Source organism: Pseudomonas sp. S12(2018) (assembly GCF_024355235.1).
In the GTDB taxonomy this organism is placed as follows: domain Bacteria; phylum Pseudomonadota; class Gammaproteobacteria; order Pseudomonadales; family Pseudomonadaceae; genus Aquipseudomonas; species Aquipseudomonas palmensis.
The window spans coordinates 47,637-61,851 of sequence record NZ_QLAD01000013.1 but is presented as its reverse complement, the minus strand read 5'-3'; the positions used below and the strand labels follow the sequence as shown (position 1 = coordinate 61,851).

Genomic DNA, 14,215 nt, shown 5'->3' with positions numbered 1-14,215 from the left:
CGCTAAATTCCTTTCCTGACCCGTTAGTCACTTATGCGAAGCGGCGCGCTTGATTTATAGTGCAGGCTTGGCTGGCGCCCCGGCCGCGCACGCTGGCACACAATGCTGGCCGGCGTGGGCACGAAGCGGGGGCCGCGCGGTCGAACCCTGGACACGACCTGACAGAAAGGACAACGCCATGCTGGACTGGAAAAACCGTACAGGCAAAGCCGAGGCACGCGAGCGGGTGGACGCCCGTGGCTCGGGCACCCGCAGCTACTTTGGCGGGCTGTTGTTCAGCCGGGCGCTGGGCACCCTGATCGGTCTGTACCTGCTGGTGACCATCGCCCTGGGCTGGTACTGGAGCCAGGAGCCCGACCTGTTCCCGGTGCAGCAGAACGCCCAGGCCGCCGCCGAGCGCAATGGCCAGCAGATGGTCGTCGGCTACACCACCGTCGAAACCCTCAAGACCGTGGTTGCCACCCTGCTCGACAAGCCAGGCGGCTACATCTCCAACGACCGCTTCCCGCCGGGCCTGTGGATGGACAACATGCCCAGCTGGGAATATGGCGTGCTGGTGCAGGTACGTGACCTCAGCCGTGCCCTGCGCAAGGACTTCGCCCGTTCGCAGTCGCAGTCGGCCGAAGACGCCGATCTTGCCAAGGCCGAGCCGCGCTTCAACTTCGACAACAAGAGCTGGATCCTGCCGTCGAGCGAGTCGGAGTACCAGGAAGGCATCAATTCGCTGAACCGCTACCAGAAGCGCCTGGCTTCGCCAGACCAGCAGGGCGCGCTGTTCTATACCCGTGCCGACAACCTCAACAACTGGCTGGGCGACGTGGCCACGCGCCTGGGCTCGCTGTCCCAGCGCCTGTCGGCCAGCGTGGGCCGGGTCAAGCTCAACACCACCCTCAAGACCGAATCGGTGGTGCCGGGCCAGGTGCCGCAGCTGGACGAGGAAGTGGTCGAGACGCCGTGGCTGCAGATCGACAACGTGTTCTATGAAGCCCGTGGCCAGGCCTGGGCGCTGTCGCACCTGCTGCGCGCCATCGAGGTCGACTTCGCCGACGTGCTGGCCAAGAAGAACGCCACCGTCAGCGTGCGCCAGATCATCCGTGAGCTGGAAGCCTCGCAGGAGCCGCTGTGGAGCCCGATGGTACTCAACGGCAGCGGCTTCGGCATGTGGGCCAACCACTCGCTGGTGATGGCCAACTACATTTCCCGTGCCAACGCCGCAGTGATCGACCTGCGCCAGCTGCTGTCCCAGGGCTGATGCTGTTCAGCCAGAGCGAGGCGGCGCACCGCGCCGCCTCGGATGCCGAGCGCATCGCCTGGGTCGACGAGCAGGACAACCTGCTCGGCGCCAAGCCGCGGGCCGAGCTGCGCGAGCAGGGGCTGATCGGGCGGGGCACCTACATCCTGCTGTTCAACAGTGCCGGCGAGCTGTGCGTGCACCAGCGTACCCTGAGCAAGGCGATCTACCCCGGCTACTGGGATGTGGCCGCCGGCGGCATGGTCGACGAGCACGAAAGCTACGAGCGCTGCGCCGCGCGCGAGCTGGCCGAGGAGCTGGGGGTGAGCGGCGTGTCGCTGAGCTTCCACGAGCGCTTCTTCTTCGACCAGCCTGGCAACCGGCTCTGGTGCGCGGTGTTCTCGGCGGTCTGGGACGGGCCTTTGCGCCTGCAGCCCGAGGAGGTCAGCCAGGCCCGCTTCATGCCCTTGCAGGCAGCCCTGGACGACAGCCTGACTACCCCCTATTGCCCCGACTCGCTGGCGGCGCTGAACCGTTTCGTGGCGCGGCGCGGCTGACGTCGCGAAAGCCAAGCAAAATGGCGCAGTTTTGCACTTAGCATTCGGCGCAATTGTGGTTACACTGCGCGGCCTTTTCACCCTGCCACGGCTTGCCGCGGCAGGTGCGCTGCCCCTGCCAGAGTGGGGCTTCGCGGTCGGTACCTCGCCCCGGGGCATCGACCAGTTTTTGTCCTCAACGCAGAGGATCAAAAGTGGCCAAGAAAGCCGCATCATTCGCCGCCCTCGGTGGCCTGGTGTTCTCCACCGATGCAGGCCGGCATTGCCCGGACTGCAGCAAACCCGTCGATGCCTGCATCTGCAAGCAGACACTCATCCCCGAAGGCGACGGCATTGCCCGTGTGCGTCGTGAAAGCAAAGGCCGTGGCGGCAAGACGGTGACCACCATCAGTGGCGTACCGCTCCCCCTGGATCAACTCAAGGAACTGGCCACCACGCTCAAGCGGCGTTGTGGTACGGGCGGCGCGTTGAAAGACGGCGTCATCGAGATCCAGGGCGACCACGTCGAGTTGTTGCTGGCCGAGCTGATCAAGCAAGGCTTCAAGGCGAAAAAGTCCGGCGGCTGATGGCCGCTGCGAGGTTTTTCCTGCAGCACTTCTAAACTCGTTCCCTGGGCAGGGGTCTATGCCTGAACAGGGAGAATCGTCATCTTCATTTTCTACACTGGCCAGCACGCCCTGGCCGGTGTTCACGACTTTCTTTATAGGGGACTTCGATGTCCGTACGACGCACACGCAAAGACGATGGCAGCCAATGGACCGTGGCCGACAGCCGCAGTGTTTACGGCATTCGCCATTGGGGCGCGGGTTACTTCGCGATCAACGAGGCCGGGCGCGTCGAAGTACGCCCCAACGGGCCGGACAGTGCGCCGATCGACCTGTACGAGCAGGTCGACGAGCTGCGCCAGAGCGGCCTGTCGCTGCCGCTGCTGGTACGTTTCCCCGACATCCTGCAACACCGCGTGCGCCAGCTGACCGGCGCATTCGACGCCAACATCGCGCGCCTGGAGTACCAGAGCCAGTACACCGCGCTGTACCCGATCAAGGTCAACCAGCAGGAAGCGGTGGTGGAGAACATCATCGCCACGCAGAACGTGTCCATCGGCCTTGAGGCCGGTTCCAAGCCCGAGTTGCTGGCGGTGCTGGCGCTGGCGCCCAAGGGCGGCACCATCGTCTGCAACGGCTACAAGGACCGCGAGTTCATCCGCCTGGCGCTGATGGGGCAGAAACTGGGTCACAACGTGTTCATCGTGATCGAGAAAGAATCCGAAGTGGCACTGGTGATCGAGGAAGCCGCCGACCTCAAGGTCAAGCCGCAGGTCGGCCTGCGCGTGCGCCTGTCGTCGCTGGCTTCGAGCAAGTGGGCCGATACCGGCGGCGAGAAGTCCAAGTTCGGCCTGTCGGCTGCGCAGCTGATTTCGGTAGTGCAGCGCTTTCGCGATGCCGGCCTGGACCAGGGCATTCGCCTGCTGCACTTTCACATGGGCTCGCAGATCGCCAACCTGGCGGACTACCAGCACGGCTTCAAGGAAGCCATCCGCTACTACGGCGAGCTGCGTGCGCTGGGCCTGCCAGTGGACCACATCGACGTGGGCGGCGGCCTGGGCGTGGACTACGACGGCACCCACTCGCGCAATGCCAGCTCGATCAACTACGACATGGACGACTACGCCGGCGTGGTGGTGGGCATGCTCAAGGAGTTCTGCGACGCGCAGGGCCTGCCGCACCCGCACATCTTCTCCGAGAGCGGCCGCGCGCTGACCGCGCACCACGCGATGCTGGTGGTGCAGGTAACCGACGTCGAGAAGCACAACGACGAAGTACCCGAGATCGAGGACAAGCAGAGCCTGCCCGAAACCGTGCAGTGGCTGGCCGACCTGCTGGGCCCGACCGACATCGAGATGGTCACCGAGACCTACTGGCGTGCCACCCACTACATGAGCGACGTGGCCGCGCAATACGCCGACGGCAAGATCACCCTCGCGCAGAAGGCCCTGGCCGAGCAGTGCTACTTTGCCGTGTGCCGCCGGTTGCACAACTCGCTCAAGGCGCGCCAGCGCTCGCACCGCCAGGTGCTGGACGAACTCAACGACAAGCTGGCCGACAAGTACATCTGCAACTTCTCGGTGTTCCAGAGCCTGCCCGACACCTGGGCCATCGGCCAGGTGTTGCCGATCCTGCCGCTGCATCGCCTGGGCGAAGAGCCGCTGCGCCGTGCGGTGCTGCAGGACCTGACCTGCGACTCGGACGGCAAGATCAACCAGTACGTCGACGAGCAGAGCATCGAGACCAGCCTGCCGGTACACGCCATCAACGAGGGCGAGGACTACCTGCTGGGGATCTTCCTGGTGGGCGCGTACCAGGAAATCCTCGGGGACATGCACAACCTGTTCGGTGACACCGACTCGGTGAACATCTACCAGAACCCCAACGGCAGCGTGTACCACGCCGGCATCGAGACCCACGACACCATCGAGGACATGCTGCGCTACGTGCACCTGTCGCCCGAAGAGCTGATGACCCACTACCGCGACAAATGCGCCAGCGCGAAGATCACGGCGCGTGAGCGTACCCAGTTCCTGGATGCCTTGCGCCTTGGGCTGACCCGCTCGTCCTACCTGTCCTCCTGACCGTAATCGCGGGTCAAGCCCGCTCCCACAGGTTTTTCATCATCCTTGAAGCTGATGCAGTACCTGTGGGAGCGGGCTTGACCCGCGATAGGGCCGGCACTTACACCACAAACCACCCGTCACGCCGCTGCAACCGCCACCCCATCACCCCCAGCGTCACCGCCCGCAGCCCCATGAACAGCAGAAAGCCCAGCCACAGCCCGTGGTTGCCCAGCCCGCTGGCCGCATAGGCGAACGGCAGTGCTATCGCCACGCTCAGCAGCATGCCGTTGCGCATCTCCCGTGCCCTTGTCGCGCCGATGAACAACCCGTCGAGCAGGTAGCTCCACACCGCCACCAGTGGCAACAGCGCCAGGTATGGCAGGTACTCGAACGCCGTCTCGCGCACGCTGGGGATATCCGTCTGCAACTGGATGAACCAGTGCCCGCCCAGCAGGAACACCCCGGCAAACCCCAGGCTGACGATCAACGACCAGCCACACGCCACCGTCATCGAACGGCGCAATGCGCCGCGGTCCCCGGCGCCGATCGCATGCCCGCACAGTGCCTCCACCGCATGCGCCAGGCCGTCCAGTGCATACGCGGTCAGCAGCAGGCCGTTGAGCAGCAGCGCATTGGCCGCCACCGTCGCTTCGCCCAGGCGCGCACCCTGCACGGTGATCAGGAAGAACACCCCCTGCAACGCCAGGCTGCGAATGAAGATGTCGCGGTTCACGCTCAGCAGCGGGCGCCAGCTCTGCCAGCGCCTGAGCAGCGCCCAGGCCACCTGCCCGGGGTAGGCGCGCAGGGCCGGGCGCGTGAGCGCCAGGCCGAGCAGTGCGGCCGACCATTCGGCGATCACCGACGCCCGCGCCGAGCCCAGCACACCCCAGTCCAGCCCCAGCACGAACCACAGGTTGAGCACGATGTTGAGCAGGTTGGTGGTCAGCAGGATCGCCAGCGGGGCACGGGCGTTCTGCGTACCCAGAAACCACCCCACCAGGGCAAAGCTGGCCAGCGCTGCCGGCAGGCCGAGCAAGCGCGTGTGGAAGAACGCCAGGGTGTTTTCCTGCAGCGCGGCACTCGGTTGCATCAGGCCCAGTGCCAGGTGGCTGAAGGGAATCGCCAGTGCCCCTAGCAGCACGGCGAACAGCAACGCCAGCAGCAGCCCCTGCACCAGCACCTGGCGCAGCGCGGCGCCGTCGGCGCGTCCGGCCGCCTGGGCGGCAAAGCCGGTGGAGCCCATGCGCAGGAAGCCCATCAGAAACGCCAGGAAGGTATACAGGCTGGCGCCCACCGCCACGGCGCCGAGCTGGTGCGCGTGGGGCAGGTGGCCGATCACGGCGCTGTCCACCAGCGCCACCATGGGCACGGAAATGTTGGAAAGAATCATCGGCGCGGCCAGCGCCCAGACCCTGTGGTGGGTCGGGCGGTCGCGCCAGTCGCTGAGTAGTCGGGACATGCAGGCTCCTTGAGAACCGGCATTGTAGCCGCCCCCGGCACTAAAACTGGTGAACGCTGTCTCACGCCGGGCGCCTCGATCAGCGATGCCCGCGAGCTTGCTATATAGTGCTCGTCTCAGACCCTGCTACCGGAAGAGTTACCCTCCATGCTCAACAAAGGATTGTGGCTGGCGTGCGCCATGGCGCTGCTCAGTGCTTGCGACTCGTCTACTGATAAACCGGCCCCGGCCCCCGCGCCAACGGAACAGGCCGCCCCGGTAGCCCCGGCGCCGGCCCCCGCCGAACCGGCCGCGCCCGCAGCTGCACCGGCCCCGGCGGCGACCCCGGCGCCCACCCAGGCGAGCCTGGGCGAGCGCTACGCCGGTCGCGAGCTGACGGTGGTAGACGTTTCCGAAGTGCAGGTCGACGGTGCCAGCGCCTTGTCGGTGACCTTCTCGGTGCCGCTGGACAAGGACCAGAACCTTGCCGAGCGCGTGCACCTGGTGGACACCACCCGGGGCAAGCTCGACGGCGCGTGGGAGCTCAGCGAAAACCAGATGGAGCTGCGCCTGCGTCACCTGGAGCCGCAGCGCAAGCTGGTGCTGACCGTGGATGCCGGCCTGCTCGGGGTGAACGGCAAGAAGCTCCCCAGCGAATACGTCAGCCGCCTCGAAACCCGCGACATGCAGCCCACCGTGGGCTTCGCCAGCCGCGGCTCGCTGCTGCCCACGCGCCTGGCCGAAGGCCTGCCGGTGATCGCGCTGAACATCGACAAGGTGGACGTCGAGTTCTTCCGCATCAAGCCCGAGTCGATGTCCAGCTTCCTGGCCAGCTGGGGCCGCAACACCTCGCTCGAGTACTACAACTCCGAAGAGCTGTTGAGCAAGGCCGACCTGGTGTATGCCGGCCGCTTCGACCTGAACCCGGTGCGCAACACCCGCGAAACCCTGTTGCTACCGATTGCCGGGATCAAGCCGTTGCAGGAACCTGGGGTGTACCTGGCGGTGATGCGCGCCTCGGGCCGCTACAACTATTCGCAGCCGGCCACCCTGTTCACCCTGAGTGACATCGGGCTGTCGGCGCATCGCTACACCAACCGCCTGGACGTGTTCACCCAGGCGCTGGACGGCGGCAAGGCCCTGGACGGGGTCAACCTCGAACTGCTCGACCGCGAAGGCAAGCTGCTGGCCCAGGCCAAGACCGACGGCGATGGCCATGCGCAATTGCCGATGCCGCCCAAGGCCGACGTACTGCTGGCCAAGCAGGGCGTGCACACCACCTTGCTGCGCCTGAACAGCGCCGCGCTCGACCTCTCCGAATTCGCGCTGACCGGGCCGCAGGCCAACCCGCTGCAGTTTTTCGTGTTCGGCCCGCGCGACCTCTATCGCCCGGGTGAAACCGTGCTGCTCAACGGCCTGCTGCGCGACCAGGACGGCAAGCCGGTGAAAGCCCAGCCGGTCAGTGTCGAGGTGCGTCGTCCGGATGAACAGGTCAGCCGCAAGTTCGTGTGGGAGGCCGATGCCAATGGTTTCTACCAGTACCAGTTGCAACTGGCCAGCGAAGCCCCGACCGGGCGCTGGCAACTGGTGTTCGACCTGGGCGGCGGCAAGAAGCAGGTGTTCGAGTTCCTTGTCGAAGACTTCATGCCCGAGCGCCTGGCCCTGGAACTCAAGGGCAGCGCGACCCCGCTGAGCCCGGGTGAAACCGCTGAAATCCATGTCAATGGCCGCTACCTCTACGGCGCCCCGGCCTCGGGCAACCGCCTCAGCGGCCAGGCCTACGTGCGCCCGCTGCGCGAAGCGGTGCCGGCCTTGCCGGGCTACCAGTTCGGCTCGATCACCGAGGAAGACCTGAGCCACGACCTGGAACTGGACGAAACCACCCTGGACGCGTCGGGCGATGCCACGCTGCAGATCGAAAGTCGCTGGTCCGAGGCGCATTCGCCGCTGCAACTGAGCGTGCAGGCCAGCCTGCAGGAGTCCGGTGGCCGGCCGATCACCCGGCGCCTGGAGCAGCCGATCTGGCCGGCCGAGCGCATGCCCGGCCTGCGTGGGCTGTTCGACGGCGAAGAGGTCGACGGCAACACCCCGGTCGAGTTCGAACTGCTGATGGCCGACCGTGACGGCCACAAGCTGGCCGCCGACAACCTCAAGGTGCGCCTGATTCAGGAGCGCCGCGACTACTACTGGAACTATTCCTCCAGTGACGGCTGGGATTACAACTACAACGAGAAATTCCTGCTGCAGTCCGAGCAGCCGGTCAGCATCAAGGCCGGCAGCACTGCCAAGCTGAGCTTCCCGGTGGAATGGGGCCCGTACCGTGTCGAGGTCGAAGACCCGAGCACCGGCGTGACCAGCAGCGTGCGCTTCTGGGCTGGCTGGCGTGCCCAGGACAACACCGACGGCGGCGCCGTGCGCCCCGACCAGGTCAAGCTGGCGCTGGACAAGCCGGCCTACGCCGATGGCGCCACCGCGCAGATCACCGTGACCCCGCCGGCTGCCGGCAAGGGTTACCTGATCGTCGAGGGCAATGACGGCCCGCTGTGGTGGGAAGAAATCGACGTGCCTGCCGAGGGCAAGACCTACGCGGTCAAGCTCGACCCCAAATGGGCCCGCCACGACCTGTACGTCAGCGCCCTGGTGATCCGCCCCGGCGAGCGCAAGGCCAATGCCACGCCAAAACGTGCCGTGGGCGTGCTGCACCTGCCGCTGGATCGCGCCGAACGCAAGCTGGCGCTGACCCTCAAGGCCCCGGAAAAGATGCGTCCCAAGCAGCCGCTCACCGTCAAGGTGCAGGCGCGCAATGCCGATGGCAGCATCCCCAAGCAGGTGCAGGTGCTGCTGGCCGCGGTGGACGTGGGCATTCTCAACATCACCAGCTACGCCACCCCCGACCCGTTCACCGGCATGTTCGGCCGCAAGGCCTACGGCGCCGACCAGCTGGATATCTACGGCCAGCTGATCGAAGCCGGGCAGGGCCGCCTGGCCAGCCTGGCATTCGGCGGTGACGCGGCCATGGCCAAGGGCGGCAAGCGTCCCAGCACCAGCGTGACCATCGTGGCCCTGCAGAGCGCCCCGGTGACCCTGGACGCCAAGGGCGAAGGTCAGGCGACGGTGGACATCCCCGACTTCAACGGCGAGCTTCGGGTGATGGCCCAGGCCTGGACCGACGAGCGCTTCGGCATGGCCGAGGCCAAGACCGTGGTCGCCGCGCCGCTGATCGCCGAACTGTCGGCCCCGCGTTTTCTGGCCGGCGGCGACCGTACCGAGCTGGCGCTGGACCTGTCCAACCTGTCGGGTAAGGCGCAGAAGTTCACGGTCAAGGTGACCACCGAGGGCCAGTTGAACCTGCTGACCCCGTCCGAGCAGCCACTGAGCCTGCGTGACGGCCAGCGCGTGACCTCGCTGCTGGGCGTGCAGGCCGTGGGTGGCCTGGGCCAGGGCAAGGTCAAGGTGCAGGTCAGCGGCCTGGTGCTGCCTGGCGAACCGAACACCGCCTTCACCCGCGAGTGGACCCTGGGCATTCGCCCGGCCTACCCGGCGCAGCTCAGGCACTACCGCGCCGCGCTCAAGGACCAGCCATGGACCTTGCCCGCCGAGGACCTGGCCGCGTTCGAACCCCAGGGCCTGGAGGCGATGCTGTCGCTGTCGAGCCGCCCGCCGCTGAACATCGCCGAGCAGATCCGTGCCCTCGAGGCCTACCCCTATGGCTGCCTGGAGCAGACCACCAGCGGGCTGTACCCGTCGCTGTACGCCGATGCCGAGACGCTCAAGCGCCTGGGCATCAAGGGTGAAGAGCCCAAGGTGCGCCAGCGCAAGATCGAGATGGGCATCGAGCACCTGCTCGGCATGCAGCGCTACAACGGCAGCTTCGGCCTGTGGAGCGCGGACGACAGCGAGGAGTACTGGCTGACCGCCTACGTCACCGACTTCCTGCAGCGTGCTCGCGAGCAAGGCTACGCGGTGCCGCCCGAGGCGCTGAAAAAGGCCAACGAACGCCTGCTGCGCTACCTGCAGGAACGCAACCTGATCGAGCCGTACTACACCAGCAACGCCGAGCACAGCCGCTTCGCAGTACAGGCGTATGCGGCGCTGGTGCTGGCGCGTACCCAGCAGGCCCCGCTGGGTGCCCTGCGCAGCCTGTTCGAGCGCCGCGCCGATGCACGCTCGGGCCTGCCGCTGGTACAGCTGTCGATCGCACTGGACAAGATGGGCGACAAGCCGCGCTCGGCGCAGGCCCTGCAGGCGGGCCTGGCGGTCAAGCGTCAGGACGTGTGGCTGAGCGACTATGGCAGCCCGGTACGTGACGAGGCGCTGATCCTGGCCCTGCTCGAAGAGAACAAGCTGGCCACCGACCAGCTCGACCAGCGCCTGTTCGAGCTGTCGGACAAGATGGCCAGCAGCTCGTACCTGTCCACCCAGGAACGCAATGCGCTGTTCATGGCCGGGCGTGGCATGCTCAAGCAGCCTGAAGGCCGCTGGAGTGCACGCCTGGACAGCGCGGGCGAGCTGCGCGACCTGGGCCCGACCCAGGCCGGGCTCAAGCTGGAGGGGCCGTTGCTGGCCTCGCCGCTGACCGTGACCAACACCAGCGACAAGACCGTGTACCAGCAGTTGACCGTGTCGGGTTACCCGCGCTTCGCACCCCGTGCGGTGGGCACCAACATGAGCATCTACCGCGAGTACCTGGGCATGAATGGCCGGGCACTGAACATCAAGTCGCTCAAGAGTGGCGACCTGGTGCTGGTGCACATTGGTATCCGCGCCAACGAGCGGGTGCCGGACGCGCTGATCGTCGACCTGCTGCCGGCGGGCCTGGAGCTGGAAAACCAGAACCTGGCGCAAAGTGCCGCCAGCCTGGACAACGCCAGCAGTGCAGTGAAGGAATGGCGTGAAGCAATGCAGAACGCCAACGTGGTGCACCAGGAGTTTCGCGATGACCGCTACGTGGCGGCGATGAACGTCGACCCGTACGGCGTGACGCACCTGCTGTACCTGGCCCGTGCGGTCACGCCGGGCACCTACCGCGTGCCGCCGGTGCAGGTGGAGTCGATGTACCGGCCCAACTGGCAGGCGGTGGGCGAAAGCCCGGGTGACATGGTGATTCTGGGGCGCTAGTCAGGCCCCATCGCGGGTCAAGCCCGCTCCCACAAGGGTCGCAGTAATCCCTGTGGGAGCGGGCTTGACCCGCGATGCTGTCACCGCACCACCCAGCTCAACACCCACAACCCCAGCATCAGCCAGATGATCCCCATGATGATCGAGGCGCGCATGAACGCGCGCACCGCCGAGTACAGCAACAGCAGGCCGATCACCAGCATCAGGATGCTGACCAGCGAGGTGTCCATGCCCAGTGTGCGTGCCAGGCCGTCGATGAAGTTGCCGCCGGCATTGGCCAGCAGATTGAACAACCCGCTCAGGGCATCCACCACGAAGCGGATCACCGCGCCAAGCGCTTGCCCCAGCCATTCGAAAAAACCTTCTACATGCATAATCGCTTCCTGATCGACGCTACGGCGCAGTCGCCGTGCCCAGAGCTTTGGCCATCATCCTGCCGGCTCGGTTCCTCACCCATGCAAAAAGGTGTCCGCGCCTGATGTTCAGCTTAGCCCGACCCCGCTCGCGCATCGCCCGGCTGCTGTGCGCCGCCTTTGTCTGCGTGCTGTTGCTGTGGCTGGCTGATCGCCTGTGGCCATTGCCGATGCCGGCCGACGATCTGGCGCGGGTGGTGCTGGCCGAAGACGGCACGCCGCTGTGGCGCTTTGCCGATGCCGAGGGCGTGTGGCGCTACCCGGTCACCCTCGATCAGGTGTCGCCTTACTACCTCGAAGCCTTGCTCACTTACGAGGACCGCTGGTTCTACCGGCACCCCGGGGTCAACCCGCTGGCCCTGGGCCGTGCCGCCTGGCAGAACCTCACGGGCGGGCGCGTGCTGTCGGGCGGCAGCACGCTGTCGATGCAGGTGGCGCGCCTGCTCGACCCGCACTCGCGCACGCTGCCGGGCAAATTGCGCCAGGTGTGGCGCACCGCGCAGCTGGAATGGCACCTGTCCAAACGCCAGATCCTGGAGCTGTACCTCAACCGCGCACCGTTCGGCGGCACCCTGCAGGGTGTGGCGGCAGCCAGCTGGGCGTACCTGGGCAAGTCGCCCTTGCAACTGACCCCGGCCGAGGCCGCGCTGCTGGCGGTTCTGCCCCAGGCGCCCAGCCGTCTGCGCCCCGACCGCCACCCGGAGCGCGCGCGCCTGGCCCGGGACAAGGTGCTGCAACGCCTGGGCGAGTACCAGGTGTGGCCGCAGCAGCGCATCGCCGAAGCGCAGGAAGAACCGCTGCTGCTGGCACCACGCCAGGAGCCGGCGTTGGCTCCGCTGCTGGCTCGCCGGCTGAACCGTGCCGACAGCCCGCCGCTGATCCACACCACCCTCGACGCTGCGCTGCAACGGCGCCTGGAAGACCTGCTGCTGGGCTGGCGCGCACGCCTGCCCGAGCGCACTTCGGCGGCGATCCTGGTGGTGGAGTCGCAGACCATGGCAGTGCGCGCCTACCTGGGGTCGGTGGACCTTGGCGATGAGCGCCGTTTCGGCCACGTCGACATGATCACTGCCCTGCGTTCGCCGGGCTCGACCCTCAAGCCGTTCCTGTACGGCATGGCCATGGATGACGGCCTGATCCATTCGGAGTCGTTGCTGCAGGATGTGCCACGCCGCTATGGCGACTATCGCCCCGGCAATTTCTCGATGGGTTTCAGTGGCCCGGTGGCGGCCAGCTCGGCATTGGCGTTGTCGCTCAACCTGCCGGCGGTGCAGTTGCTCGAAGCCTACGGGCCCAAGCGCTTTGCCGCGCAGATGCGCATGGGCGGCATGCCGCTGAGCCTGCCGACGGCGGCCGAGCCGAACCTGTCGCTGATCCTGGGCGGCGCCGGCAGCCGCCTCGAAGACCTGGTCAGTGGCTACAGTGCGTTCGCCCGCGACGGCATGAGCGCGCCGCTGCGCCTGCAACCGGATGCGCCGCTGGTCGAGCGCCGGCTGCTGTCGCCGGGCTCGGCGTGGATCATCCGGCGCATCCTCAGTGGCCAGGCGCGTCCCGACCGCGACCCGCACGCCGAACTGGTGCAGCGCCCGCAGCTGGCCTGGAAGACCGGCACCAGCTACGGCTTTCGCGATGCCTGGTCGATCGGCGTGGGGCCGCGCTACCTGATCGGCATCTGGATCGGCCGCCCCGACGGCACCCCGGTGCCGGGGCAGTTCGGCCTGGCCTCGGCCGCGCCGCTGATGCTGCAGGTGCATGACGTGCTGAGCAACCGCGACAGCCAGCGCGGCATTGCCGCCCCGGTGCCGGCAGTGCCGGGCAACGTCGGGGTGGCCGCGATCTGCTGGCCGCTGGGCCAGCCGATGGCACGCACCGACCCCAACTGCCGGCGCCAGCGCTTTGCCTGGACCCTGGACAACACCACGCCGCCGACCCTGCTCGCGCAGGACCAGCCCCTGGGTGTCGGCCTGCTGGAGAAGGTGTGGGTGAATGCCCGGGGCCTGCGGGTGGATGCAGCCTGTGCGGGGGCCGCGCCGCGCGACATCGCGCTGTGGCCGGCACCACTGGACCCGTGGTTGCCGCGCCTGGAGCGGCGCGAGGCGCGTTTGCCGGCCATCGACCCGAACTGCCCGCCGCAGGTACCGGCCAGTGCCGCGCCGTTGTCGGTGGTGGGGATACGCCCGGGCGACCAGTTGCGTCGTCCCGCCACCAGCCGCGATGCCCTGCACCTGAGCGTTTCGGCGCTGGGTGGCGAAGGCCAGCGCTGGTGGTTCCTCAACGGCGCACCCCTGGGCGAGACCACAGCCCAGGCGGCGCTGGCCGTGAACCTGGAGGAGGTGGGGCGCTACGAGCTCAGCGTGCTGGATGCCAGCGGGCAGACCGCGCGGGTCGAGTTCCAGGTCAACGACTGACCGCGCACCCGTAAGATGGATATAACGCGAAAGGGGAAGGGCTGCCAAAGCACCTTCCCCTTGCTTTCAAGTGCCTGAAGAAAAAGGGCTTTTGCTGGTGCTGCGACTGTATATATCGGGTTAATACCAAGCTCAGAATTGTTCCCCTTGCGCCTGCGCGCTCAGATAGCTGCAACGGACGTGGAGTGGCCGGAAACCCGGTGCTTCACACCTATAAAAGCAGCGGCAGCAGTAGCAGGGAGTCGCCATGAAAACTCAAGCGTGGATCAAAGCAAGTACGGCAGTGATGTTGATCTTGACCGTGAGCCTGGCCGGTTGCAGCAGCGGCGGTGGCGGTCACAAGAGTCACGTAAGCAGTTCCACACCCGATTCGGGTACCGATGGCGGCAGTGGTGGTGGCGGTACCGGCGGCGGTACTGACGGTGGTGGCGGCACAGGT

Annotated in this window: 8 protein-coding genes; 6 read left to right on the top strand and 2 right to left on the bottom strand. The window is 66.8% G+C overall.

All coding sequences use genetic code 11. The features are described from left to right. Positions 1-178 precede the first annotated feature (178 nt). The 4 genes from DN388_RS24335 (at position 179) to speA (ending at position 4,417) form a co-directional block, all read left to right on the top strand. Positions 179-1,252 carry a DUF2333 family protein gene (locus DN388_RS24335; protein ID WP_043860457.1) on the top strand — a complete coding sequence of 358 codons (1,074 nt, stop codon included), beginning with the start codon at positions 179-181 and terminating at the stop codon, positions 1,250-1,252. Then, positions 1,252-1,788, top strand: coding sequence for an NUDIX hydrolase (locus tag DN388_RS24330; protein ID WP_255002564.1), 537 nt, complete (start codon positions 1,252-1,254; stop codon positions 1,786-1,788). Before DN388_RS24335 ends, DN388_RS24330 begins: the two co-directional genes overlap by 1 nt. Positions 1,789-1,982: 194 nt before the next feature. Continuing rightward, positions 1,983-2,354, top strand: coding sequence for a translation initiation factor Sui1 (locus DN388_RS24325; RefSeq protein ID WP_043860455.1), 372 nt, complete (start codon positions 1,983-1,985; stop codon positions 2,352-2,354). Positions 2,355-2,503: 149 nt separating this feature from the next. Further along, positions 2,504-4,417 carry an arginine decarboxylase gene (gene speA, locus DN388_RS24320; RefSeq protein WP_043860454.1) on the top strand — a complete coding sequence of 638 codons (1,914 nt, stop codon included), beginning with the start codon at positions 2,504-2,506 and terminating at the stop codon, positions 4,415-4,417. 100 nt (positions 4,418-4,517) lie between these two features. Here speA and DN388_RS24315 read toward each other — a convergent pair whose 3' ends face one another. Beyond that, positions 4,518-5,858 carry an MATE family efflux transporter gene (locus DN388_RS24315; protein ID WP_054916714.1) on the bottom strand — a complete coding sequence of 447 codons (1,341 nt, stop codon included), beginning with the start codon at positions 5,856-5,858 and terminating at the stop codon, positions 4,518-4,520. 147 nt (positions 5,859-6,005) lie between these two features. Between DN388_RS24315 and DN388_RS24310 the strand changes: the two genes are divergently transcribed. Then, positions 6,006-10,955: an alpha-2-macroglobulin gene (locus DN388_RS24310; protein ID WP_054916713.1), complete on the top strand. Its 4,950-nt coding sequence runs from the start codon at positions 6,006-6,008 to the stop codon at positions 10,953-10,955. Positions 10,956-11,035: 80 nt separating this feature from the next. On the opposite strand, the gene DN388_RS24305 is transcribed toward DN388_RS24310, so the two are convergent. Continuing rightward, a complete protein-coding gene (locus DN388_RS24305; RefSeq protein ID WP_043860925.1) occupies positions 11,036-11,329 on the bottom strand; it encodes a hypothetical protein in 294 nt (97 codons plus the stop codon). A 104-nt stretch (positions 11,330-11,433) separates the two neighbouring features. Between DN388_RS24305 and pbpC the strand changes: the two genes are divergently transcribed. Beyond that, a complete protein-coding gene (gene pbpC, locus DN388_RS24300) occupies positions 11,434-13,776 on the top strand; it encodes a peptidoglycan glycosyltransferase PbpC (RefSeq protein WP_255002560.1) in 2,343 nt (780 codons plus the stop codon). Positions 13,777-14,215 lie beyond the last annotated feature (439 nt).